The sequence below is a fragment of the Variovorax sp. YR216 genome (assembly GCF_900107745.1).
Taxonomy (GTDB): Bacteria; Pseudomonadota; Gammaproteobacteria; order Burkholderiales; family Burkholderiaceae_C; genus Variovorax.
Genome location: NZ_FNRO01000009.1, coordinates 188616 through 211229 on the forward strand (window position 1 = coordinate 188616; position 22614 = coordinate 211229).

At 69.0% G+C, this 22614-nt stretch carries 19 protein-coding genes and 1 pseudogene; 11 read left to right on the forward strand and 9 right to left on the reverse strand.

Translation table 11 applies throughout. The annotated features are described in order from the left end of the window. The first annotated feature begins 18 nt into the window (after positions 1-18). The 4 genes from hydA to BLW05_RS22185 all read left to right on the forward strand — a co-directional run bounded on the left by hydA (position 19) and on the right by BLW05_RS22185 (position 5351). Positions 19-1452: a dihydropyrimidinase gene (hydA, locus tag BLW05_RS22170; RefSeq protein ID WP_093165708.1), complete on the forward strand. Its 1434-nt coding sequence runs from the start codon at positions 19-21 to the stop codon at positions 1450-1452. 155 nt (positions 1453-1607) lie between these two features. After that, positions 1608-3401 (forward strand): sulfatase family protein, encoded by a 1794-nt coding sequence (locus tag BLW05_RS22175; protein WP_093165709.1) that lies wholly within the window; start codon positions 1608-1610, stop codon positions 3399-3401. Between the two features lie 17 nt (positions 3402-3418). Continuing rightward, positions 3419-4039, forward strand: coding sequence for a TetR/AcrR family transcriptional regulator (locus tag BLW05_RS22180; RefSeq protein WP_093165710.1), 621 nt, complete (start codon positions 3419-3421; stop codon positions 4037-4039). Between the two features lie 55 nt (positions 4040-4094). After that, positions 4095-5351 carry a cation:proton antiporter gene (locus BLW05_RS22185; protein WP_093165711.1) on the forward strand — a complete coding sequence of 419 codons (1257 nt, stop codon included), beginning with the start codon at positions 4095-4097 and terminating at the stop codon, positions 5349-5351. Here BLW05_RS22185 and BLW05_RS22190 read toward each other — a convergent pair. The 5 genes from BLW05_RS22190 to BLW05_RS22210 form a co-directional block, all read right to left on the reverse strand. Beyond that, positions 5321-6070 carry an ABC transporter ATP-binding protein gene (locus tag BLW05_RS22190; RefSeq protein WP_093165712.1) on the reverse strand — a complete coding sequence of 250 codons (750 nt, stop codon included), beginning with the start codon at positions 6068-6070 and terminating at the stop codon, positions 5321-5323. The genes BLW05_RS22185 and BLW05_RS22190 overlap by 31 nt on opposite strands. A gap of 16 nt (positions 6071-6086) precedes the next feature. Then, positions 6087-7127, reverse strand: a complete 1041-nt coding sequence (locus BLW05_RS22195; RefSeq protein ID WP_093165713.1) for an ABC transporter substrate-binding protein — start codon at positions 7125-7127, stop codon at positions 6087-6089. A 40-nt stretch (positions 7128-7167) separates the two neighbouring features. Continuing rightward, entirely contained in the window at positions 7168-7962 is a 795-nt protein-coding gene (locus BLW05_RS22200) for an ABC transporter permease (RefSeq protein WP_218135206.1), read from the reverse strand. After that, on the reverse strand, positions 7952-9364 hold the full coding sequence (locus tag BLW05_RS22205) for an NtaA/DmoA family FMN-dependent monooxygenase (RefSeq protein ID WP_093165714.1): 1413 nt from the start codon (positions 9362-9364) through the stop codon (positions 7952-7954). Before BLW05_RS22205 ends, BLW05_RS22200 begins: the two co-directional genes overlap by 11 nt. A gap of 81 nt (positions 9365-9445) precedes the next feature. Beyond that, positions 9446-10285 (reverse strand): YihY family inner membrane protein, encoded by an 840-nt coding sequence (locus tag BLW05_RS22210; protein ID WP_093165715.1) that lies wholly within the window; start codon positions 10283-10285, stop codon positions 9446-9448. A gap of 121 nt (positions 10286-10406) precedes the next feature. On the opposite strand from BLW05_RS22210, the gene BLW05_RS22215 reads away from it, so the two are divergent. Next, complete coding sequence (locus BLW05_RS22215; RefSeq protein ID WP_093165716.1) at positions 10407-10871, forward strand: ferritin-like domain-containing protein; 465 nt, start codon at positions 10407-10409, stop codon at positions 10869-10871. A gap of 12 nt (positions 10872-10883) precedes the next feature. Here BLW05_RS22215 and BLW05_RS22220 read toward each other — a convergent pair whose 3' ends face one another. After that, positions 10884-11873: a Bug family tripartite tricarboxylate transporter substrate binding protein gene (locus BLW05_RS22220; protein WP_093165750.1), complete on the reverse strand. Its 990-nt coding sequence runs from the start codon at positions 11871-11873 to the stop codon at positions 10884-10886. A 53-nt stretch (positions 11874-11926) separates the two neighbouring features. Further along, on the reverse strand, positions 11927-13339 hold the full coding sequence (locus tag BLW05_RS22225) for a M20 family metallopeptidase (protein ID WP_093165717.1): 1413 nt from the start codon (positions 13337-13339) through the stop codon (positions 11927-11929). Positions 13340-13450: 111 nt separating this feature from the next. On the opposite strand from BLW05_RS22225, the gene BLW05_RS22230 reads away from it, so the two are divergent. The 6 genes from BLW05_RS22230 (at position 13451) to BLW05_RS22255 (ending at position 21098) form a co-directional block, all read left to right on the forward strand. Next, positions 13451-14416 (forward strand): LysR family transcriptional regulator, encoded by a 966-nt coding sequence (locus BLW05_RS22230; RefSeq protein ID WP_093165718.1) that lies wholly within the window; start codon positions 13451-13453, stop codon positions 14414-14416. Continuing rightward, positions 14413-15258, forward strand: a complete 846-nt coding sequence (locus tag BLW05_RS22235) for an amidohydrolase family protein (protein WP_093165719.1) — start codon at positions 14413-14415, stop codon at positions 15256-15258. Before BLW05_RS22230 ends, BLW05_RS22235 begins: the two co-directional genes overlap by 4 nt. A gap of 72 nt (positions 15259-15330) precedes the next feature. Next, a complete protein-coding gene (pgaA, locus tag BLW05_RS22240) occupies positions 15331-17469 on the forward strand; it encodes a poly-beta-1,6 N-acetyl-D-glucosamine export porin PgaA (protein ID WP_093165720.1) in 2139 nt (712 codons plus the stop codon). Next, the gene (gene pgaB, locus BLW05_RS22245) at positions 17466-19271 is read left to right on the forward strand and encodes a poly-beta-1,6-N-acetyl-D-glucosamine N-deacetylase PgaB (RefSeq protein ID WP_093165721.1); all 1806 of its coding nucleotides are present in this window, start codon (positions 17466-17468) and stop codon (positions 19269-19271) included. The genes pgaA and pgaB overlap by 4 nt, the downstream gene beginning before the upstream one ends. A gap of 28 nt (positions 19272-19299) precedes the next feature. Next, entirely contained in the window at positions 19300-20553 is a 1254-nt protein-coding gene (gene pgaC / locus BLW05_RS22250; RefSeq protein ID WP_093165722.1) for a poly-beta-1,6-N-acetyl-D-glucosamine synthase, read from the forward strand. Between the two features lie 149 nt (positions 20554-20702). Continuing rightward, on the forward strand, positions 20703-21098 hold the full coding sequence (locus BLW05_RS22255; protein WP_177142769.1) for a hypothetical protein: 396 nt from the start codon (positions 20703-20705) through the stop codon (positions 21096-21098). 79 nt (positions 21099-21177) lie between these two features. Here the strand turns inward: BLW05_RS22255 and BLW05_RS22260 are convergent, their stop codons facing one another. Both BLW05_RS22260 and BLW05_RS22265 read right to left on the reverse strand, forming a co-directional pair. Beyond that, positions 21178-21783, reverse strand: coding sequence for a nuclear transport factor 2 family protein (locus BLW05_RS22260; protein WP_093165724.1), 606 nt, complete (start codon positions 21781-21783; stop codon positions 21178-21180). Between the two features lie 63 nt (positions 21784-21846). Next, positions 21847-22614, reverse strand: a pseudogene (locus BLW05_RS22265) (UxaA family hydrolase); the annotation flags it as partial.

Consider the following 22614-nt stretch of genomic DNA (forward strand, 5'->3'; position numbering starts at 1 on the left):
CTGCAAAGACTTTCATCCATGCCAGCCTTCGACCTCGTCATCCGCAACGCGCGCGCCGTCACGGCGAGCGACATCTTCGACTGTGACATCGCCGTGAAGGACGGCCGCATCGTGCAGCTCGGGCAGGACCTGCCTGGGGGTACGCGCGAAATAGACGCCGCCGGCCGCCACGTCACGCCCGGCGGCGTCGATGCGCATTGCCACCTCGACCAGCCCGAGCCGCCGCCCGTGCGCATGGCCGACGACTTCGACACCGGCACGCGGTCGGCGGCCTGCGGCGGCACCACTACCGTGATCCCCTTCGCGCTGCAGCACAAGGGGCAGTCGCTGCGCGACGCGGTGGCCGACTACCACCAGCGCGCCGAAGGCAAGGCGCATGTCGACTACACCTTCCACCTGATCGTGAGCGACCCCACGCCCAAGGTCCTCGAAGAGGAGCTGCCCGCGCTGATCCGCGAGGGCTACACCTCGTTCAAGATCTACATGACCTACGACAGCCTGAAGCTGGATGACGGCCAGATCCTGGATGTGCTGTCGGTGGCGCGCGAGCACGGCGCGATGGCGATGATCCACGCCGAGAACGCGGACTGCATCGAATGGCTGACGCGCCGCCTCGAAGCCGCCGGCCGCACCGCGCCGCGCTACCACGCCCACGCGCGGCCGATGCTGGTGGAGCGCGAGGCCACGCACCGTGCGATCGCGCTGTCGGAGCTGGTGGACGTGCCGATCCTCATCGTGCATGTCTCGGGCAAGGAAGCCGTCGAGCAGATCCGCTGGGCGCGCGCGCATGGGCTGAACGTGTTCGCCGAGACCTGCCCGCAGTACCTCTTTCTCTCGGCCGAGGACCTCGGCATCGACGACAGCTACCACGGCGCGAAATGCGTGTGCAGCCCGCCGCCGCGCGACAAGTCCAACCAGCGCGTGATCTGGCAGGGGCTCGCGGACGGGCTCTTCACCGTGTTCTCGTCCGACCATGCCCCCTACCGCTTCGATGGCGACGACGGCAAGAAGGCCGGCGGCGAAGAGCAGCCTTTCCGTCACATCCCCAACGGCATTCCCGGCATCGAGACGCGCATGGCGCTGCTGTGGTCCGAAGGCGTGATGGCCGGCCGCATCACGCCGCAGAAGTTCGTCGAGCTGACATCGACCAATCCCGCGAAGGCCTACGGCCTGCATCCGCGCAAGGGCAGTCTCGCGGTCGGCGCCGATGCCGACCTGGTGATCTGGGATGAGCGCGAATTCGTGCTGCGCAACAGCCAGCTGCACCACAACGTCGACTACACGCCTTACGAGGGCATGCATCTCACCGCATGGCCGGGCATGACGCTCGCGCGTGGCGAAGTGGTCTGGGACGGCAGCCGCTTCACCGGCCGTGCCGGCGCGGGTCGCTTCCTGCACTGCGGTCATCCCACGCTGCTGCCGAGAGTGGCGGCTCCGAGACCCGCGCGCTGAATCGAGGCGGAGTCCGCACCTCATGGCGGCAGCCAGTTCCCTGAATTGAACAGATATGTTCAAATCAGCGCAATTGATGTCATATCGCTACAAGCCCGTCAGCGGTACGACGTCGAGCAACGGAACGCGCCGAAGCGCCTCGAAAGGACATCAAGATGGAGCCTGCCGACATCAGCCGCCGCAACCTGCTCAAGTCCGCCGGCCTCGGCGCCGCTGCCTCGTCGCTTCTCGGGGCGGGTGCGGCCGAGGCCGCCTCGCCGCAGAACGCAAGGCCGGGCGCCGCAAGCGGCACCTCGGGGCCCTACAACATCCTCTTCATCCTGACCGACCAGGAGCGGCACTTCCGCACCGGTGAACTGCCCCGCGGCTATCGGCTGCCCGGCCATGAGCGCCTGCTCGGCAGGGGCACGCTCTTCGAGAACCACCGCATCAATTCCTGCGTCTGCACGCCGTCGCGCTCGGTGCTCTACACCGGGCGCCACATCCAGCAGACGAAGATGTTCGACAACACCAACTTCCCCTGGATCGGCAGCCTCTCTCCAGACGTCGGCACCGTCGGCCACATGCTTCGCGATGCGGGCTACTACACCGCCTACAAGGGCAAGTGGCACCTGACCAAGGAGTTCGAGTCGGTCAACGAGCTCGGCTCGCCGACGAAGATCTTCACCCAGGAGATGGAGGCCTACGGCTTCGGCGACTACTTCGGCGTGGGCGACATCATTGCGCACGATCGGGGCGGCTACCTGCACGACGGCATCATTTCCGCGATGGGCGTGAGCTGGCTTCGCGGCAAGGGCCGGGAGCTCGCGGCGCAGAACAAGCCGTGGTTCCTCGCGGTGAACCTGGTGAATCCGCACGACATCATGTTCCTCGATACCGACCGTCCGGGCGAGAAGGTCCAGGCGAAGAACATGATCGGCCACATCCGGCCGGAACCTTCGGATCCGCTGTACGAGAAGCAATGGCGCTTCGACCTCCCGGTGAGCTACGGTCAGGCGCTCGATGCCCCCGGCCGGCCGGCCGCGCATGCGGACTACCTGAAGTCGCACGACGGCCTCGTGGGCCATATCGCCAATGAAGACTGGCGCTGGCGGCGGCGCCACAACTACTACCTCAACTGCCTGCGCGACGTGGATCGCAACATCGTGGCGCTGCTCGACGAGCTCGACGCACTGGGCCTGGCCTCCAACACGGTGGTGGTCTTCACCGCCGACCACGGCGACCTCGATGGTGCCCACCGCCTGCATGGCAAGGGGGCGACGGCCTATCGCGAGCAGAACAACGTACCGCTCATCGTCGTTCATCCCGCGCACCCCGGCGGCAAGCGCTGCCAGGCGGTCACCTCGCATCTGGACATCGCGCCGACGCTCGTGAACCTCACGAACGCGAACCCCGACAAGAAGATGGAAATCACCGGGAAGCTGCCCGGCAAGGACTTCTCGCCGCTGCTGGCGCGGCCCGAGAACGCATCTCACGGCGCGGTGCGCGACGGCGCCCTCTATTGCTACAACATGTTTGCCTACATCGATGGCGACTTCATGCAGAAGGCCGTGGCCCTGATGACCCAGCCCGAGGGCAAGGACAAGCTCAAGGCCGAGGTGAAGAACGGAACACTCGCCGCCGACCTGAAGAAGCGCGGAGCGATCCGCGCCGTCTTCGACGGCCGCTACCAGTTCAGCCGCTACTTTTCGCCCAAGCAGCACAACCGCCCCGAGACGCTGGATGCGTTGTTCGCACTCAACGACGTGGAGCTGTACGACCTCCAGCGCGATCCGCACGAGCTGCACAACCTGGCGCTGGACCGTCAGATGAACGCCGAGCTCCTCACGAGAATGAACGCCAAGCTCAACCGGCTCATCGATGCCGAGGTCGGCGAGGACGTCGGCCAGATGCTGCCGCCCGGCGTGGACGGCGGATGGGTCGCCACCGACGCGGCCAGGGACGTTTGATAGTGGTTCACAGGCCCATGCCTGTTCCGGACGAACCCCGGAATGCAGCGCAGAGACGCATCCACGCCGCTGCGACCAAGCTCTTCGCGGATCTCGGTGTCACCCGCGTCAGCGTCAGCGAGCTGGCCGCGGCGGCCGGTGTCGCACGCGGCACCATCTACAACAACGTGGGGGATACCGAAGGGCTGTTCGAGAAGGTGGCCGCCCAGTTGGTGGGCGAGATGGCCGAGCGTGTCGAGCGCAGCTTCGGCAGCGAGAAGGATCCCGCGCAGCGCATGGCGCATGGCATTCGCCTGTACATCCGCCGCGCGCATGACGAGCCCGACTGGGGCCGCTTCATGAACAGGTTCGGCTTCAGCAATGCCTCCATGCAGGCGCTGTGGGCCACCGATCCGGTCCAGAACCTGCGGGACGGCATCGAGACCGGGCGCTACAAGATCCGCACCGAGCAGTTGCCCAGCGTGCTGGGCATGTTGACCGGCGCCGTCCTGGCCGCGATGTACCCGGTGCTGGAGGGGCACCGCACGTGGCGCGATGCCGGCTCGGAAACCGCGGAACTCGTATTGATTGCGCTGGGCGTCAGTCGCAGGGAGGCGAATCGCCTGGCGACGGCAGAGCTGCCCACGCTGGCCGACTGAGACTGAGTGCGCATCGCATGGACATAATGTCGGGCTCCATTCCGAATCCATCCCGATGCCCACCGCGCAGCTCTCCGTCTACTTCTTCCTGCAGGCCGCGTTCATCCTGCTCGCCTGCCGCGTCGTCGGCCGACTGGCCCAGAAGCTGGGGCAGCCCCAGGTTGTGGGAGAAATGATCGCCGGCGTGATGCTCGGCCCTTCGCTCTTCGGCCTGCTCTTTCCGCAACTGCAGCAGGCGCTGTTCCCGAAGCCCACGCTGGGCATGCTCTACGTGGCCGGGCAACTCGGCGTCGGGATGTACATGTTCCTGGTCGGAACCGAATTCCGGGCCGACCACTTCCGGGACCGTGCGCGCAGCGCGGTTTCGGTGTCCATGGCCGGCATCCTCGTGCCGTTCGGGCTCGCCTTCGCGCTCACGCCGTGGCTGCATACGGTGCCCGGACTGTTCGCCGAGAAGGCGCGGCTTTTCGAGGCCACGCTCTTCCTGGGCGCGGCCATTGCCATCACCGCCTTTCCGATGCTCGCGCGCATCATCCACGAGCGCGGACTCTCCGGCACTTCACTGGGCACCCTTGCGCTGACGGCCGGCGCCTTCGACGATGCGGCCGCGTGGTGCATCCTGGCCGTCGTGCTGGCCAGCTTCAGCGGCGCCTGGGGCGGCGCGTGGATCGCCATTGCGGGCGGCGCCGGCTATGCGCTGTTCATGGTGTTCATCGGCTCGCGCTGGCTGCGTCGGCTGGGGCGCAACCTGTCTGCGGACCAGCCGCTTCCGACCCCCGTGCTGGGTGTCGTGCTCATCCTGTTCTGCCTGGGCGCCTGGGCGATGGACGCGATCGGAATCCATGCCGTCTTCGGCGGCTTCCTGCTCGGCGCCGCGCTGCCCAAGGGCGTGCTCACGCAGAAGCTGCGCGAGCAGCTGCAGCCGGTCGTCGTGCTGTTCTTCCTGCCCATGTTCTTCACCTATTCGGGGCTGAACACGCGGCTCGACATGGTGATGCAGCCCGCGCTGATGCTGGCCGCCATCGCCATCCTGTTTGCATCGTTTGCCGGCAAGGGCATCGCCTGCTGGGGCGCGGCCCGCCTGACGGGCGAGAGCAACCGCGACGCGATGGCGATCGGCGCGCTCATGAACGCGCGCGGATTGATGGAGCTGATCATCATCAACATCGGACTGCAGGCCGGCGTGATCGAGCCGGGACTGTTCGCCATCCTGGTGCTGATGGCGATCCTCAGCACCCTGATGGCCACGCCGCTGTTCAACTGGGTGACGCGTGAGCGCGCTCAGCGCTCGATGTCGTGGAGCGCGCGGTAGATCTCGGCCTCGATCTCGATCAGCGCCTTCTGGCCGCGCTCGCGCGGCCGCCCGACCGTGACCTCGAAGATCCGGTGGATGCGGCCCGGCCGCGGTGACAGGAGGACCACGCGGTCGGCCAGGAACACCGCCTCGCCGACGTCGTGCGTCACGAACACGATGGTGCGCCGCTCGCGTTCCCACAGGCGCAGGAGATCCTCCTGCAGCGCGACGCGCGTCAGGTGGTCGACCGCGCCGAACGGTTCGTCCATCAGCAGCACCTCGGGCTCGTTGGCAAGCGCACGCGCAATGCCCGCGCGCTGCCGCATGCCGCCCGAGAGCTGGTGCGGATAGGCATCCTCGAAGCCGGCCAGTCCGACGCGGGCGAGGCTTTCGAAGGCGCGTGCGCGGCGCTCGCGGCGTCCGTGCCCGCGCAACTCGGGCCCGAAGGCCACGTTGTCCGCGATCGTGCGCCAGGGCATCAGCGCCGGGTCCTGGAACACGAGGCCACGGCGCGGATCGGTGCCTTCGATCGGCCGGCCATCGAAGAGCGCGGTGCCGCTGCTCGGCCGTTCGAGCCCCGCGAGGATGTCCAGCAGCGTGCTCTTGCCGCAGCCGCTCGCACCGAGCAGGCAGACGAACTCGCCAGCGCGCACCCGCAGGTCGACGCCCTGGAGCGCGGTGACGGGCGCCGGTCCGTCGAAGACCTTGCCGAGCGACTCGAGAACGAAATCGGACATCGATCGAACGGTGCGCTCAGGGCTTCGCGGGCTGCGGGATGAACGACAGGTCCACGAACTTCGCGGCGTCGTAGATCTCCTTCTGGAGACCCAGCGCCTGCTGGATCTGCTGCGTCTCGCGGATCTCGTCGAGCGAGACCGTGGGGTCGTTCGCCCAGATCGGCAGTTCGCGCTGCACCGCGGCGTCGGCCACCTTCGGGTCGACGCCGAGGCGCTTCGCATAGAAGGCCTTGTATTCGTCCAGGTGGGCCTTCGCGTATTCGTTCGAGCGGAAGTAGGCGCGCAGGAATTTCTGGACGACTTGCGGCGAGTTCGCGATGAAGGGGTTGTTCGCCACGATCACGCCGGTGTGGAAGCGCGGCAGGTAGTCGTAGCCGGCCGCCAGCACCTTGCCCTTGCCGGTCTGCTCGGCGAGCGAGGCAAAGGGCTCGTGGATGATGGTGGCGCTGACCGATCCGTTCTCCACCGTCGCCAGCGCTGCCGCGTTGACCCCGTTCGCGACGAACGAGACGGTGTCCAGCGGCACGCCTTCCTTCGAGAGGATCGTGCGCGCATAGACGTCGAGGCCGGTGCCGAACGCGGCGGAGCCGACCGTCTTGCCCTTGAGCGCCGCGACCGAGGGCACATCGGGCGCACCGACGAGATAGAACGGCCCGACGTGGCGGAACATCGACGCGACGATCGTCAGCGGCGCACCCTTGCCCGCCGCGACGATCGCACCGGTGGTGTTCCAGTCGGCCACGTCGATGTCGCCGCTCGCGAGACCCGCGACCGCGTCCTGCGTGGTGATGAATTCGAGTGCGAGACCTTCGTCCTTGAAGAAGCCTTTCTCGATGCCGAGCTGGACGCCGAGGCCGGTGACGCCCGGATAGCCCGCATAGCGAACCTTCTGCGCAGCGGCCTCGGCCGCCGGAGCCGGCGCCGCGGCGGCCTGTGGTTCGGGCGCCTGGCGCGAGCAGGCCGCGAGGAGCGCCATCCCGACGGCGAGCGTGGCGAGGCCGATGCGGTGCAGCCGCTGTGTGCGTGGAACGGAGGCGGGCGAAGCGGAGTGGGTCATGGATCGATCCGAAGGGAGAACGTGAAGGGCGCGCGGCGATTCAGGCGGATCGCCAGCGCAGGAAAACCAGCCGCTCGAGCAGATCGAGCGCGGCGATCATCGCGACTGCGAGCAGCGTGACCAGCGCGATCAGCGCGAAGGTCTCGGCGGTGTCGAGCGCGGCGGTCGAGCGCGTGATCAGGTTGCCGAGCCCTTCCTTGGACGACAGCATCTCGGCGAACAGTGCACCGAGCAGCCCGACCGAAGCCGACACGCGCAGTGCCGCGAAGATCGTCGGCATCGCCGAGGGCAGGATCACCTTGAACACGGTCTGCAGCGTGCTCGCACGAAAGGCGCGCGCGACCTTGAGATGTTCGCGCCGCGTCTGCTTGATGCCCGCGACCGTGCTGTAGACGACCTGGAACACCGCGAAGAGGAAGACGATCGCGACCTTGTGCGTGAAGCCGATGCCCAGCCACAGCGCGAGCAGCGGCACGATCGCGACCTTGGGCACCGACATCAGCGCCGCGATGAAGGGATGGGCGAAGCGCTCGGCCGACGGCACGAGCACGAGCAGCACGCCAAGGCCGACGCCGCCGACGACCGCCGCCGCGTAGCCGACCGCGAACTCGGCCAGCGTGACGGCCGTGTGATGCAGCAGGCGGCCCTGCGTGAGCAGCGGCCCGAAGCTCTCGAGGACCGCCGTCGGCGCGGGCAGGTAGAGCGCGTTGACGGCGCCGAAGCGCACGGCCGACTCCCACGCCAGCAGCAGTGCGAGCACGGTCAGTGCTTGCGCCAGCACGATGCCCGGGCGGCGTGCATGGAGGCGCCGCAGCGGCGCCGCCTCAGACGACACGATGGTGCGTCTCGGTGATGCGGCCGGGCTCGACCGGCGCGCCCGCCGCCGTGCCCTCGAAGCGGTTCGCGGGCCGCTGGACGAGCCCGAAATGCGCGCCGAAGGTGTCGCCGTGGTAGTCCTCGCGGAACAGCCCGCGCGCGCGCAGGATCGGCAGCACGAGGTCGATGAAGTCGTCGAGACCACCCGGCAGGTGTGGCGGGCAGACGTTGAAGCCGTCGGCGGCGCCGTTCTCGAACCAGTGCTGGATGGTGTCCGCGACCTCCTCGGCGCTGCCGATCGCCAGGAAGTGGCCGCGGCCGCGTGCGATCGAATACTCGAAGACGTGGCGCACCGTCGGCCTGTCCGTTCGATTGAGCTTGCGCGCCTGCGTGATGAAGAGCCGCGCGAGCGCGAGCGAGGGATCGGTCTCGTCGAAGGCGGGGAAGGGGTCGTCGCTGGTCAGGCCGGTGAGCGGGATATGCAGGTCCCGCTCGAGCGCCGCGACGTCGAGCTTCGCGGCGATCAGCGCACTCAACCGCTGGTAGAGCGCATAGGCCTCTTCGCTGGTGCGGCCGACGTATGGCACGAGGCCGGGCAGGATCGACACATCCTCCGCGCGGCGTCCGTTGGCGATCGCGCCGGCCTTGATCTCGGCATAGAAGGACCGTGCCGCCTCGAAGGTCGGCACGCCCGCGAACACCACGGTGGAGCGCGCGGCGCCGAAAGCGCGTGAGCGCGCGGAGGTGCCGGCATTCACGAGCGGGATCTGTCCCTGCGGCGGCCGCGCGACGTTGAGCGGACCCTTCACCTGGAAGAAGCGGCCCTCGTGCTCGATCGGGTGCAGCTTGCGCGGATCGACGAGCAATCCGGCGGCCTGGTCACCGATCAGCGCGCCGTCCTCCCAGGAGTCCCAGAGCTTCGAGACCACGTCGACCAGTTCTTCGGCGTAGTCGTAGCGGCGGCTGTTTTCCCAGTGGTGGTCGCGGCCGAAGTTCTTCGCGGCGCGTTCGTCGGCGCCGGTTACCACGTTCCACGCGAGCCGCCCGCGGCTCAGGTGGTCGAGCGAGGCGGTCTGGCGCGCGATGTGGTACGGATCCGCATAGGTGGTGTTCGCGGTCGCGATGAGCCCGATGCGCTGCGTCTGCGCGGCCACGTAGCCGATCATCGTGAAAGGCTCGAGCCGCACCGTCTGCGACGGGAACACGTACTGCTGCTCGGCGCTGGTCGCGAGCGCATCGCCGAGGAAGAAGAAGTCGAACTTGGCGTCCTCGGCCTTGCGCGCGATCGATGCGATGAACGCCGGATCGTGCGAGGCCTGCGGGCTCACACCCGGAAGACGCCAGGCGCCCGGGTGATAGCCGATCGAGAACAGGAAGATGCCGAAATGAAGCTGGCGCGCGGGAGTGGGATTGCTGGGCATCCGGGAGACAGGCAGACGAAGCGATGAAGACGGGCTTCGAGTCTGGCTGCAAGCGCGGTTTCGCGAAACTCGGAAACCGGCTTAGCTTATGCGTCCTGTGTTGCGTTTCGGGGTGGCCGCGGGCCGCCGCCGCGAGAGCGCGAGGTTGGCGGTCATCATGGCCGCGACCAGCGTGACCAGCCACGAGAAATAGACCCAGAGAAGCAGGAGCGGAAGGGCGGCGAAGGCCCCATAGAGCGCCTTGTAGGTCGGGACCTTGACGAGATAGGCGGTGAAGCCGCGCTTGCCGAGCTCGAATGCCGCGCTCGCGAGCAGCGCGCCCGCGACGGCGTCACGCAGGCGCACCTGGGTGTTCGGAACCAGATAGAACAGGCTCGTCAGCGCAACGACCCCGAGCAGGAAAGGGCCGAGATCGAGCACGAAGGCGAGCGCGCGCGGCAGCGTGGCGATCAGCCCCGTCGACGCACCCAGCAGGCATGACGTCGCCCACAGGCTCAACGCGACGACGGGCGGCCCCACCGCAATCATCAGCAGGTACAGGCCGACCCGCCTCAAGAACGGCCGGTTCTTGCGCACCTGCCACATCTGGTTGAGCGCGTTCTCGACCGTCAGCAGCATCGCCACCGCGGTGACGAGCAGGAAGATCGAACCGATCCAGGTCAGCCCACTCGCGTTGGCGGCGAAATGGTTGAGGTACTTGAGCACGGTGCGCGCGATGTCGGCCGGCAGCAGCTTGACCAGCAGCAGTTGCTGAAGCGCTTCCTTGAGCTGCCTGAAGACGGGAAAGTGCGTGAGCAGCGCGAGGCACGCCGCGAGCAGCGGCACGATGGAGAGCAAGGTCGTGAAGGTCAGGCTCCCGGCGACCTGGGGCAGGCGCTCTTTCCTGGCGCGCTGGATCGTCAGGCGGGTGAGGGTGAACATGGATCGCTGAAAGAAGAAAAGTCGAAACGGGCCCCGCGATTGTGATGGCCCTCGCCGCCGCGACTGGCAACGCCGCACCCTTGCGGCGCATAATTCGCTCCCCCTTTTCGGGAGCGCCGACATGGAACAGCTCGATCAAGCGAAGGTCGTCTCCGTGCTCAATCGCCTGCTCGAGGCCGAGCTGGCCGGCGTGGTGCGCTACACGCACTACTCGTTCCTGGTGTTCGGCTTCGGCCGCATCCCCATTGTTTCGTGGCTGCGTGAACAGGCCACCGAATCGCTGCTGCACGCGCAGCAGGTGGGCGAGTGGATCACCACGCTGGGCGACTACCCCTCGCTCGCGATCGGCCCGCTGCTCGACTCGCACCAGACCGACATTGCCGCCATGCTGCGCGAATCGCTCGAGACCGAGCTTCGCGCGCTGGCGCTCTATCGCGAGCTGCTGTCGCTGGTGGAAGGGAAGTCGGTCGCGCTGGAGGAATTCGCCCGGCAGATGATCCATGCCGAGGAACTGCATGCGGCCGACGTCGACAAGATGCTGCGCAAGCCCGGTGCCGTGGGCACCGCTTCGCCGAAGCCTGCCTGACGACTGCCCCGACTATTCCATCGCGATGCCGGCGCGGTGCGCGAGCGCACGGTAGCGCGCGATCTCGCTCTCCATCTGGGTGCGGAACGCGGTAGCGCCGATGGCGACGGGCTCCATGCCCTGCGCTTTCAACTGTTCCTGCAGGGCAGGGTCGGCCATCACCGCGGTGAGTTCGCGCGACAGGCGTTCCACCACCGGGGCGGGCGTCTTCGCGGGGGCGGCGAAGCCGTACCAGGCATCGAAGGTCGCATCGGGCAGCTTCTGCTCGGCCAGCGTCTTCACGTCGGGCAGCAGGCTGGAGCGGCTAGCGCCCACGATGCCCAGCGCGCGCAGCTTGCCGGCCTTGATGTGGGGCGCCACGGTGGCCACGGTATCGATGTCGATGTCGATCTCGCCGCTGATCGCCGCGAGCGTGCTCTGCGCGCTGCCCTTGTAGGGGATGTCCTGGAGCTTGATGCCGGCCGCGAGCGCGAACAGCTCGCCCGCGAGGTGCGGTCCCGAACCGGTGCCGAAGGTCGCGTAGCGGATGCCCTGCGGCTTGGCCCTGGCGGCGGCGACGAGCTGGTCCACCGTCTTCCACGGCGCGTTCTGCGCCACCACCAGCACCAGCGGCGTGCGTGCCACGATGGCGATCGGCGCGAGGTCGCGCACCGGCTCGTAGGGCAGCTTCGCGCGCAGCGCGGGGTTGACGGTGAAGCTCGTGGAGCCCGACAGCAGCAGGGTGTAGCCGTCCGGCGGCGCCTTGGCCACCGCGTCGGTGCCGATGATGGTCGAGGCGCCGGGGCGGTTGTCGATCACGACCGGCTGCTTGAGCCGCTCGCCCAGCTTCTGCCCCAGCGCGCGCGCCACGAGGTCGGTGCCACCGCCCGGCGGGAAAGGCACGACGAGGCGGATCGGCTTCGCCGGCCAGGCCTCCTGGGTCTGGACCTGCGCCTGGGTGATGGCGGGGCCGAGCACGGTGGCGGCGAGCGCGAGCGTCTGGAGGAAGTGCCGCTTGTTCATCATCGGGGAAGACTCCGGTTTCTGTTGCTGTGAGTGAGGGTGGGGATGCGGCCTCAGGCGCAGGCGGCCAGCGCGCCGTCGCGCCAGGGGGCCGCCGGCTCGCCGAGGTCCCAGTAGAGGCCGGCCATCACCCGGAGCCCTTCGCGGGCCAGCGGCGCGAGCAGGTGCTCGTGCGGCGCATGCTGCGCGCAGGCGGGGTACGAATGCGGCACCCAGAGCGTCGGCAGGCCCAGCACGCGCGCGAAGATGTCGTTGGGCAGCGAGCCGGCGAGGTTGGGCAGCAGGTCGGGCGACTGTCCGCTGCTGGCCTCGATGGAGCGCAGCGCCCAGCCGACCCATGGGTTGTCCAGATCGAGCCGCGTGGCCGCGCCGCTGAGCGTGACCTCCACTTCCACCTGGCCGAAGCCGTGCGCAGCCAGGTGCGCGCGCACGATGCGCTCGAGGTCCTCCCAGGGCGTTCCCACCACGAAGCGCAACTGGCAATGCGCCACCGCTGCGGCCGGGATCGCGTTGACCGGACGTTGCGGCGCGCCGGCGCCCAGCGCCAACACTTCGAGCGTGTTCCATCCCACGAGGCGTTCGGCCGGCGTGAGGCCCGGCTCGCCCCAGTCCGCGCTCAACTCGGGATCGTCGGCACCGCCGCCGATCGGGAGCGTCGCGACCGCGCGGCGCAGGGGCTCGCTCATCGGTGGCGGGCGCAGCGCATCGACGAGGATGCGCCCGCGCGCGTCCACCAGCGTGGCGACCGCATGTGCCAGCACCGTCGCCGGATTGCTGAGCACGCCGCCCCAGTTGCCGGAGTGGTAGCCGCGCTCGCGCGCCTTGAGGCGCAACGTGAAGTTCACCGCGCCGCGCGAGCCGAGAAAGAGCGTGGGATGCGAGGCGCGCACGCGCGGCCCGTCGCTTGCGATGAAGAGGTCGGCCGCGAGATCGTGACGGCGCAGCGCGCACACCGCTTCGAGCCCGGGCGAAGCCGCTTCCTCCCCCATCTCGATCAGCCAGGTGATGTTGTAGCCGAGGCGCCCCTCGCGGGCCTTCAGCGCGGCCTCGAGCGCGCCGAGCGCGACGGTGTGCTGGCCCTTGTTGTCCGCGGTGCCGCGGCCATACCAGCGCTCGCCCTGCGCCACCAGCTGCCATGGCGACAGGCCGTCGCGCCAGAGCGCGTCCTGGCCGCTCACCACGTCGCCGTGGCCGTAGCTCAGCACGGTGGGCAGGCGCGGGCCTTCCACGCGGCGCGCGATCAGGAAGGGGCCGCCGCCGGGCACCGGGTTGGCGACGATCTCGCACTTGAACCCGAGCGGCACGAGGCGCGGCACCAACTCGTCCTCCAGGTAGTGCGCGAGCGCCGGCGGGACGCTGCCGGTGTCGCTCTCGGTGCGCAGCGCCACGCGGCGCGAGAGGTCGTCGAAGAAGCGGCCGCCGTCGAAATAGGCGTCGGCCAGGGCAAGGGCATCGTGTCGGTCCATGGGAAGGGTTTCCATCGCGGTGAGTCACGCAAGTAGAAGGCCGGATCGGTATTGCCGACACTATCGTTTTGGCATACTGGTGTTGCCTTCAAGGCAACACACATCACCGCGATGCATCCTTCGCTGCTCAGCATTCCGATGCGCTACTTCATGGAAGTGGCGCAGGCCGGCTCCGTCAACCAGGCGGCCGCGCGGCTGTTCGTGGCCGCCTCGGCCGTCAGCCGGCAGATCGCGAAGCTGGAAGACGGCCTCGGCACGCCGCTCTTCGAGCGCAACCGCCAGGGCATGGTGCTCACCGCCGCCGGGCAGCGGTTGGCCGGGCACCTTCGCAACACGCTGCTCGATGCGGACCAGGTCCTCGAGGAGGTGCGCAGCCTCGGCGGCCAGGCCGCGGGCCGCGTCCGGGTGTGCTGCACCGAAGGCTTCGCGAGCGGCTTCATGCAGGCATTGATGCGCGACTTCCAGTCGGCGCACCCGGCAGCGGGCATCGAGCTGCACGTGGGTGCGCCCGAGGAGGTGAGCCAGCGGCTCTTGCGCGGCGAATCGGACATCGGCCTGAAGTACGTGGTGGCGCCGGAAGCCGGGCTCCGCGTGGAACACACCGCGCCCGCGCCGGTGCTGGCCGTGATGCTGCCCGCGCATCCGCTGGCGCGCGGCCGCCAGGTGGAACTGGCCCGCGCGGTGCGCTTTCCGCTGCTGGTGGGCAGCCCGGGCGTGACGGCGCGCCAGTTGCTCGACCTGGCGTGCAGCGCGCAGGGGCTGCAGTACCGGCCGCTTTTTGTCAGCAACTTCTCCTCCGTGATGCTGCCGCTGCTGCGCGAGCACGACATCATGCTGTCCGGCCAGCTCACCGTGTCGCACCTGATCGAGGCAGGCGCGGTGGTGGCCCGCCCTTTTGCCGAGCCGATGCTGCAGCAGCGGCGCCTGCAGGCGCTGTCGCTGGAAGGCCGCACCCTGCCGCCTCAGGTGCAAGACTTCGTTCGCCAGATGGTGCGCGCGATCGGCGCGCAGGAACGTCGCAAGCTCGGCCGTGCCGCGCGTCGTCCATCCCCGAAGCCTGTATCGTCGGGCCGATGAACATCCAAGCAGACATCTTCGGCCAGCCCAAGATCGACTGTCACTGCCACGTCTTCGATCCGGACCGCTTTCCCTATTCGGCCGATGCGGCCTACCACCCCTCAGGCGGGGAGACGGGCACCGCGCCGTACTTCGAGGAGGTGCTGGCCGTGCATGGCGTCCGGCACGCGCTGCTCGTGCAGCCCAACTCGGGCTACAACGCCGACAACGCCTGCATGCTCGACGCGATCCGGCAGGGCCAGGGCCGCTTCAAGGGCGTCGCGATCGTGCCGTCCGATGCGTCGGTCGTGCAGCTGCAGGACCTCCAGGCGCAAGGCATCGTCGGCGTCGCGCACAACTTCGCGATGCTGGGCGAGGCGTACTACGACGCGTACGACGCGCTGTGGGATCGGCTCGCGCAGCAAGGCATGTTCGTGCAGGTGCAGGTGCAGGGCGACCAGATGGTGGGTCTCGGCGCGCGGCTGCGCGGTTGCGGCGCACGCATCCTGGTCGACCACCATGGCCGTCCCGACGTCCGGGCCGGCGTGGGCGGCGCGGGATTCCAGGCGCTGCTCGCGCTCGCGGAGACCTCGCGTGCCTACGTGAAGCTCTCGGGGTACGACAAGTTCTCACTCGAGCGCTTCCCCTTCGACGACGTGCTGCCATTCAGCCAGGCGCTTCTGGCGCACTTCGGGCCGGCGCACTGCCTGTGGGCGTCGGACTGGCCGCATCTGCGGGCTGTGCGCCGGCTGGACTACGGGCCCCTGCTCGCGCTCTTCATGAAGCTCGTGCCGGACGAGGCGGCGCGCGCATCGATCCTGTACGACACGCCGCGGCGTGTCTTCGGGTTCGACGGCGGATGAATCGTCGAGGTTGCGCGCCATGGTGAGTTGAGGCATCGTGCTCGCCCGTGACTGGATCGGCACAGAGACCTCATGGCGCCCAGCGGCAGTTCCGAAGTGGCTGATGGATATTGGCGGCGGCGCATGCTCGCGGCCGCGGTCGCGATATCGAGCTGTACCTGCGCGTCGGCCCAGCATCCCTCGCAGCCTTCTCCGCGCATTTCCGTAGCACCCACGTCGCAGCGCGAGGCCGAAGCTGCAGCGGCGCTGCTCCGGCGCGGCCGCGATGCACTGCGCGCCGGGGATCGCTACGCCGCGCTCGCCGCCATCGCGCAGGCCCACCGCCTGGAGCCTGACAACGCCGAGATCGCGCAGGCCCTCGCCGATGTGCTGATGGAGCTGGGCGCACCCACCGCCGCGGCCGACGCGCTGGGCGCGCGCGCCGACCTGGGCGTGCGAAGCCGCGTCGCCGGGCAGTACGTGCGCTGGGCCACGCTGATCGAACCCCTTCCACCCGATCCGCGCCGGCGCTTCGACGACGTCGACCCCGCGCTGGGCCGACTCGACGCATTGCTGGCCGAAGCGCGTGCCGCCGATCCGCCGGATGCCGGCCTCCTCGTGCGTCTGCAGCGCGACCGCGCGGTGGCGTTGCGCCGCCGCGAACGCTGGCAGGACACGGTCGACCAGGTCGCGCAACTGCGCGCGGCGGGCGATGTGCCGCCGGTCTTCGTGCTCGAGGCCGAGGCCGACGCGCTGCTTGCCTTGCGCCGCCCCCAGGACGCGCGACGCGCCTATGAAGAAGCCTTGCAGCGCCTGTCACCCGCCGAGCGCGACGACGAGGAAGGCCCGTGGTGGTCGCTCATGACGGGGCGCGCCTATGCCGAGGTGGAAAGCGAGGACTTCGACGCCGCCTTCGCCACCGTCGATGCGCTGGTGGCGCGGGCAGGACCTCCGTGGCGGGGCGATGGCGAGTTGCAGACGCCGCGCGCCAACGACAAGTGGCTCGAAGCGCAGGCATTCGACGCCGCGTTGCACAGCTATGCAGACATGCCGGCGGCTGCCTGGGCGCGCATCGAGCCGCTCGCGCTGGGCGCGCCGGCCCTGCCATGGCTGCGAGCGCAGTCCGTCGATATCGAGGCGCAGCGCGGCTGGCTTCGCCGGGCCGAGCAGAACATCGACATCGCCGCGGCCATGGCGCCCGAGGACTTCGGCATCCGCGTCGCGCAGGTGGACTCGGACATCCGGCGCCATCGCCTGCTGCGCGCCGACGAGCGCATGGGGCCGGTGCTGGAGCAGGGCGCCGACATGCCGCGCGTGCAGGAGGTCAAGCGCGAGCTCGATGCTGCGATGGGCCCCAGCGTGCGCTTCGAACTGGGGGGCAGGGACACCTCGGGCGAGGCCGTGCGCGGTCCCGGCAACGGCTCGGACGCGAGCCTCGAAGTCCAGTCGGCCACCATCGCGGGCGTCTGGCGGCTGATCGGCCTGGCCGACAACAGCACCGATTCGGTGGAAGAGGGCCGCGCCACGCGGCGGCGCCTCGGCGGCGGCGCGCAGGCGCGCTGGCCCGACTGGAAGCTGGTGGCGCTGGCATGGTCGCAGGACGGCTCGCTCAGCACCAGCGGCGGCTCGCTGGCCGCGCAGTGGGAGCCCACCGATCAATGGACCCTCGAGGCGGATGCCGCGAAGCATTCGCCGGACGCGTCCTTGCGGGCCGATCTGCACGGCATCACTGCCGACTCGGTGCGCGGCGGGGCGCGCTATGCCTGGAACGAATCCTTCGGCGCGGGCCTTCAGTTGCAGCACATGGACTTCAGCGATGGCAACAATCGCCAGCAGGCGACCGTCGACGGCGTGCTCAAGCTGCTCGATCGCCCGCACCTCGACATCACGCTCAAGCCGCGCATCGAGTGGCAAAGCAACAGCCTGGCGTTCACGCCATATTTCAGCCCCAAGGAATCGTGGCTCGGCTCGGTCGAGGCGCAGGTGGAGCATGTGATGTGGCGCGTCTACGAACGCACGTTCGTGCAGCGCCTCGGCCTGACGCTGGGCGTCTTCGAGCAGACCTTCTTCGGCAGCAAAGCGGTCGGCGGCGTGGCCTACGAGCAAAGCTGGCGCCACGATCCCTGGACCGAGGTGACCTGGGGCCTGGCGTGGACGAGCATGGTGTATGACGGCAACCGCGAGCAGGCGCTGCGCGGCTACGTCAAGTTCGAGCACAGGTTCGGAAGATGATCGCCCGCAGCTCCCCGACTATCGCGTTTCGCGTCCTGGCGCGTGTACTGCTGCTGGCGTGTCTGTGCGTCGCCGCATCGTCCGCGTTCGCCGAGCAGCCCGCGCCGCAGCAGCGCGAATCGGCACCGACCTTCGTCGCGTTCGCCTTTCACGACATCGTGGACGCGGCGAAGGATCTGGACGACGACGGCGTGACTGCCGATCGGCTGGTCGGTTTCTTCGACTGGCTGCGCGGCAACGGATGGACCCCCGTCTCGCTCGACGACATCGCGCGTGCGCGGCGCGGCGAGAAGCCGCTGCCGGCCAGGGCCGTGCTGCTCACGTTCGACGACGGCTACCGCAGCCTCTATACGCGCGTCTATCCGCTGGCGCTGGCCTATGGCTATCCGATCGTTGCGGCGCTGGTGGGCGACTGGCTGAACACGCCGCCAGGTGCCATGGTTCGCTACGGCGACCGCGAGGTGCCGCGCGAGCACTTCATCGACTGGGAGCAGGCGCGCGAGATGCAGCGCTCGGGGCTGGTGGAGTTCGCACTGCATACGCAGTCGCTGCATCGGGAGGTCCTCGGCAATCCGCAGGGCAACACCATGCCCGCGGCCGTGACGCGGCGCTATTCGCAAGGCGACGGCTACCAGAGCGAAGCGGCATTCGTGCAGGCGCTTCGCGCCGACCTGCAGACCGGCCGTGCGCTCCTGCAGCGCGAACTGGGCCGCGTGCCGCGCGCGCTGGTGTGGCCCTACGGCCGCTACAACGCGGCCGGCACGCAGGTGGCGCGTGATCTCGGCTTCGAGTTCGTGCTCACCCTCGACGTCGGCGCGACGCAGCTGCGCGATCCGCTGTTCATCGCCCGCTACCTGCCGACCTACAACCCGTCGCTCGCGGACCTGACGCGCAACCTGCAGCCCGATCCGAACAACCGGCGAATCGACCGGCTCGTCTGCCTCGATCCGGGCGTCTTGTGGCGCAGCGATGCGGACGCCAGCAACGAGGCCCTGGGGGGCGCGATCGAACGTGCACGGGCGCTGGGTGTCACCGCGCTCGTGGTCGACGCTGTGCGCCGCGACAGCCAGGGGCGCATCGTCGCGGCGTGGTTCCCGACGCAGGAGCTGCCCCTCGCGGGCGACTGGCTCTCGCGCATCGCCTGGCAGATGCGGACCCGGGCGGGGGTCAGGGTCTATGTCCGCCTGCCGCACCGGGCCGCGCTGGCGGCGCTTGGCGACGAGGCGCGCGTGCAGCGCCTTTATGCCGACCTGGGCGGCATGGTGCCGCTGGATGGCTGGTTGCTGGAAGACGCCGATACACCGGCATCCCCGATGCGCTTCGCCGATCCGCCGCCGTTGTATGAACACCGGCCCGGCATGTCGGCGAGCTGGTCCGCCTGGGTGCTGCGCACGCGCCGGCAGGCCATGCCAACCGCGCTGGCAGGGGCCGAAAGCGGGGACGCGCTGGGCTGGAAGGCATTCGCACTGCTGGATTCGGCCCGGCCGGGGCTGGAGTTGTTGTGGCTCGCACCGGCGGGAACGAACACGCCGCATCCGCTGGCCGACATCAGCCTCGCCCCCGTGGCATTCGGAGATGCGCTGGCCGAAGAGCGGCTCGCAAGCGTCGACCCCCGGATGACGTACTGGTTCACCGGCGCCGCGCCGCCCGACGCGCGAGCGCTCAAGCGCACGGCGCTCGCCTATCAGAGCCGGGGCGCCGTCTCGATGGGCTGGTGTCCCGACGACCCCGTCGGCGACCTCCCGCGCGCGGCCATCGTGGCGCCGGGCGTGTCGGCCGCCGTGTTCCCGCTGCGGCGCTGATCGCGGCCAACGCTTGCGGAACCACATCATGAGCTTCCAGGACTTCATCGCCGCCTTCTGCTTCGGCTATCCGTTCGTGATGGCCTTCTACTGGATGAGCGGCGCCGTGCTCTACCACTGGCTGCGTGGACGCCACGAGCCCCGGCCCGAAACGCCGCCGAAGCTGGATGCCTACCCGGGGGTGTCGATCCTCGTGCCGTGTCACAACGAGGAAGACCTGCTGGCGGAGACCTTCGGCGCCCTGACCCGCATCGTCTACCCCGACTACGAGGTGATTGCGATCAACGACGGCTCGACCGACCGCACGGGTCCCTGGCTCGACGCGATCGCCGCGAAGATGCCCGAACTGCGCGTGGTGCATCTGGACAGCAATCAAGGCAAGTCCACTGCGCTCAACGCCGGGGCCCTCGCGGCAAGGCACGAACTGCTTCTGTGCATCGACGGCGATGCGTTGCTCGACCCGCATGCGGTGACGTGGATGGTGCGCCGCTTCCAGACCGATGCGCGCATCGGCGGGCTCACCGGCAATCCGCGCATCCGCAACCGGGCGACGCTGCTGGGGCGCATCCAGGTCGGCGAGTTCTCCTCGATCGTGGGGCTCATCAAGCGCGCACAGACCGTCTACGGGTCGACCTTCACGGTCTCGGGCGTCATCTGCGCGTTCCGAAAGCGCGCACTGCAGGACGCCGGCTGGTGGTCGCGCGACGCGTTGACGGACGATGTCGACATCAGCTGGCGGGTCCAGATCGCCGGCTGGCGCATCGCCTTCGAGCCCAAGGCCTTGTGCTGGATCCTGATGCCCGAAACCCTGCGCGGCCTGTGGCGGCAGCGCCTGCGCTGGGCGGAAGGCGGCGCCACGGTGATGCTCAAGGTCGCGCCGCAGTTGCGCAAGCGTCCGCGCATGCTGCCGGTGTGGCTCAATCATTTCGCGGCGGTCATCTGGTCCTACGCCATTGCACTTGGCGTGATCGTCTGGGGCACGACGGCGTTTCTGGCGCCATGGGGCGTCGACTTCGCGGCGTTGTGGCCCGCTTTCGGCGTGCTGCCGCAGGGCTGGGGCGAGGTTCTGGCACTGACGTACCTGGCGCAGGCCGTTGTCAGTGCGCTGATCGACGAGCGCTTCGAGCCGGGCATCTCCCGCTCGCTGTTCTGGCTGGTCTGGTATCCGCTGGCGTTCTGGGCCTTGCAGGCGCTGAGTTCCATCGTCGGCTTCTGGCGCGCGATTCGCCATATCGGCCAGATGCGCGGCACCTGGGTCAGCCCCGACCGGGGCCTGCACTGATGAGGAGCGAGACGTCGATGCAACCAACGATGCCAGCTGCTACCGACTCGGGCGCGCGCGCGGATGCACCGCCCGAACTCGTGACTTCGTTCGCGTGGCCGCCTTTGATTTTCCCAATGCAGGTGCCGTGGCCCGCTCGCGCGCGGGACATGCTGCTGACCCTTCTGGCGTGGCTGGCCTACGTCGTGATCCTGCGCAAGCCCATCGTGGGCTTCATCGCATGGGTGAGCCCCTCGCTGGGCGCGCGCCTGGAGGAAGTGATCCCGATCGACTACAGCGTGGACACCACGCCCTATCTTTGGCTGGCGACGGGGCTCGTGCTGCTGCTGATCGTGAACGGCGTGCGGCGGCGAGGCTACCTCCGGCGTGCGCCGAGTGCTGACCACGATGTCCCGCCGCTGTCGCCCGAGGCGCAGTTCGAGAGCGCCGGCGTGCCCGTCGCACAACTGGGCGAGTGGCGCAGCGCGCGATGCCTGCACGTCCGCCACGGCGCCGACGGGCGGATCGAAGGTGCGGGCGTGACGTGTCCTGGTGGCCCACCCTGATCCGGCCGAGCGCCTTCGAAGGCGCGCTGCAGCAGTTCGCGGATTTCGATGCGCCGGGCCGGTCCGATGGGATGCGGATTCAGCGTTCCAGCGCACCGCCGGCGAGCCACGCGGCGCCGCGGCGGTACAGGTCCTGCACCGCGTCGCCCTTCAGCATGGGCATGTCCATCTTGACCGTGTAGCCGATGCGCGTCTGGATCAATGCGAGGTGACGATAGCCTTCGGGCATCGTGGCCAGCGCGGCCTGGTCGAGCGCCACGGTCGCGGACGGATCCACCGGGTCGATGCGGTCCTTCTCGTAGATCGGCTGGCGGTGCAGCAGCTTCCATTCGCCTCCGTGGCGCACGACGAAGTCATAGAAGCGCCCGGTGCACACCACGTCGCACAGCACGCCATCGACCTGGCCGCGCTGCGAGATCGTCATCTTGGTTTGCGCGATGGCGCGGTCACCTGCGATGTCGATCGCCGAGCCGCCGAGGAAGTGAAGAATGCTCACGCCCTTGGCCCAGCCTTCCCGGGTGACCCGGATGAAGTCCGCGAAGGGGCCCTGGAACCAGGTCGCCATCATCACCCCGTCCGGATGCCAGACGGTCGCGAAACGCTCCCAGTCGCCGGCGTCGCGCCAGACGGCCCAGCGCTCGATCATCTGGCGGATTTCAAGCTCGTTCTTCAGCGTTTCGTTCATGTCGTCTCCTGGAGGAGTGGGCAAGCTACACGCGATTGCGCGGCGCGACAAGCGCAGGCGTGCTCAGGTCACCGGCGCCGGATTGAACAGCACGAGCGCGTTGTGCAGCTTCCACTGCTCGGCCCATGTCTTCTTCGTGCCGCTGGCCACGTCCAGCATGAGGCGAAACAGCTCCCAGCCCACCTCCTCGATGGTCACTTCGCCATCGGCGATGCGCCCGGCGTTCACATCCATCAGGTCATGCCAGCGCCGCGCCAGGTCGCTGCGCGTGGCCACCTTGATCACCGGCACCTCGGCCAGGCCATAGGGCGTGCCCCGCCCGGTGGTGAACACATGCAGGTTGATGCCCGCGGCCACCTGCAGCGTGCCGCAGATGAAGTCGCTCGCCGGCGTCGCCGCGTAGATCAGGCCCTTCTGCCGGACCTTCTCGCCCGGCGAGATCACCCCGGAGATCGGCGCGCTGCCCGACTTGACGATCGAGCCCATGGCCTTCTCCACGATGTTGGACAGCCCGCCCTTCTTGTTGCCCGGCGTGGTGTTGGCGCTGCGGTCCACGCGGCCCTTGTCCAGGTACGCGTCGTACCAGGCCATCTCGCGGATCATCGCCTCGGCCACCTCCGGCGTGGTCGCGCGCGCGGTGAGCTGGTCGATGCCGTCGCGCACCTCCGTGACCTCGGAGAACATCACGGTGGCCCCCGCGCGCACCAGCAGGTCGGTGCAAAAGCCCACCGCCGGATTGGCCGTGACCCCCGAGAACGCATCGCTGCCGCCGCACTGCACGCCCACCACCAGTTCGCTGGCGGGCACCGTCTCGCGCTGGCGTGCGTTCAG

Excerpts from the sequence above, each read along its gene's own strand:
- hydA (WP_093165708.1), top strand. The coding sequence starts at position 19 with ATGCCAGCCTTCGACCTCGTCATCCGCAACGCGCGCGCCGTCACGGCG.
- BLW05_RS22175 (WP_093165709.1), top strand. The coding sequence starts at position 1,608 with ATGGAGCCTGCCGACATCAGCCGCCGCAACCTGCTCAAGTCCGCCGGC.
- BLW05_RS22180 (WP_093165710.1), top strand. The coding sequence starts at position 3,419 with ATGCCTGTTCCGGACGAACCCCGGAATGCAGCGCAGAGACGCATCCAC.
- BLW05_RS22185 (WP_093165711.1), top strand. The coding sequence starts at position 4,095 with ATGCCCACCGCGCAGCTCTCCGTCTACTTCTTCCTGCAGGCCGCGTTC.
- BLW05_RS22190 (WP_093165712.1), bottom strand. The coding sequence starts at position 6,070 with ATGTCCGATTTCGTTCTCGAGTCGCTCGGCAAGGTCTTCGACGGACCG.
- BLW05_RS22195 (WP_093165713.1), bottom strand. The coding sequence starts at position 7,127 with ATGACCCACTCCGCTTCGCCCGCCTCCGTTCCACGCACACAGCGGCTG.
- BLW05_RS22205 (WP_093165714.1), bottom strand. The coding sequence starts at position 9,364 with ATGCCCAGCAATCCCACTCCCGCGCGCCAGCTTCATTTCGGCATCTTC.
- BLW05_RS22210 (WP_093165715.1), bottom strand. The coding sequence starts at position 10,285 with ATGTTCACCCTCACCCGCCTGACGATCCAGCGCGCCAGGAAAGAGCGC.
- BLW05_RS22215 (WP_093165716.1), top strand. The coding sequence starts at position 10,407 with ATGGAACAGCTCGATCAAGCGAAGGTCGTCTCCGTGCTCAATCGCCTG.
- BLW05_RS22220 (WP_093165750.1), bottom strand. The coding sequence starts at position 11,873 with ATGAACAAGCGGCACTTCCTCCAGACGCTCGCGCTCGCCGCCACCGTG.
- BLW05_RS22225 (WP_093165717.1), bottom strand. The coding sequence starts at position 13,339 with ATGGACCGACACGATGCCCTTGCCCTGGCCGACGCCTATTTCGACGGC.
- BLW05_RS22230 (WP_093165718.1), top strand. The coding sequence starts at position 13,451 with ATGCATCCTTCGCTGCTCAGCATTCCGATGCGCTACTTCATGGAAGTG.
- BLW05_RS22235 (WP_093165719.1), top strand. The coding sequence starts at position 14,413 with ATGAACATCCAAGCAGACATCTTCGGCCAGCCCAAGATCGACTGTCAC.
- pgaA (WP_093165720.1), top strand. The coding sequence starts at position 15,331 with ATGGCGCCCAGCGGCAGTTCCGAAGTGGCTGATGGATATTGGCGGCGG.
- pgaB (WP_093165721.1), top strand. The coding sequence starts at position 17,466 with ATGATCGCCCGCAGCTCCCCGACTATCGCGTTTCGCGTCCTGGCGCGT.
- pgaC (WP_093165722.1), top strand. The coding sequence starts at position 19,300 with ATGAGCTTCCAGGACTTCATCGCCGCCTTCTGCTTCGGCTATCCGTTC.
- BLW05_RS22255 (WP_177142769.1), top strand. The coding sequence starts at position 20,703 with ATGCTGCTGACCCTTCTGGCGTGGCTGGCCTACGTCGTGATCCTGCGC.
- BLW05_RS22260 (WP_093165724.1), bottom strand. The coding sequence starts at position 21,783 with ATGAACGAAACGCTGAAGAACGAGCTTGAAATCCGCCAGATGATCGAG.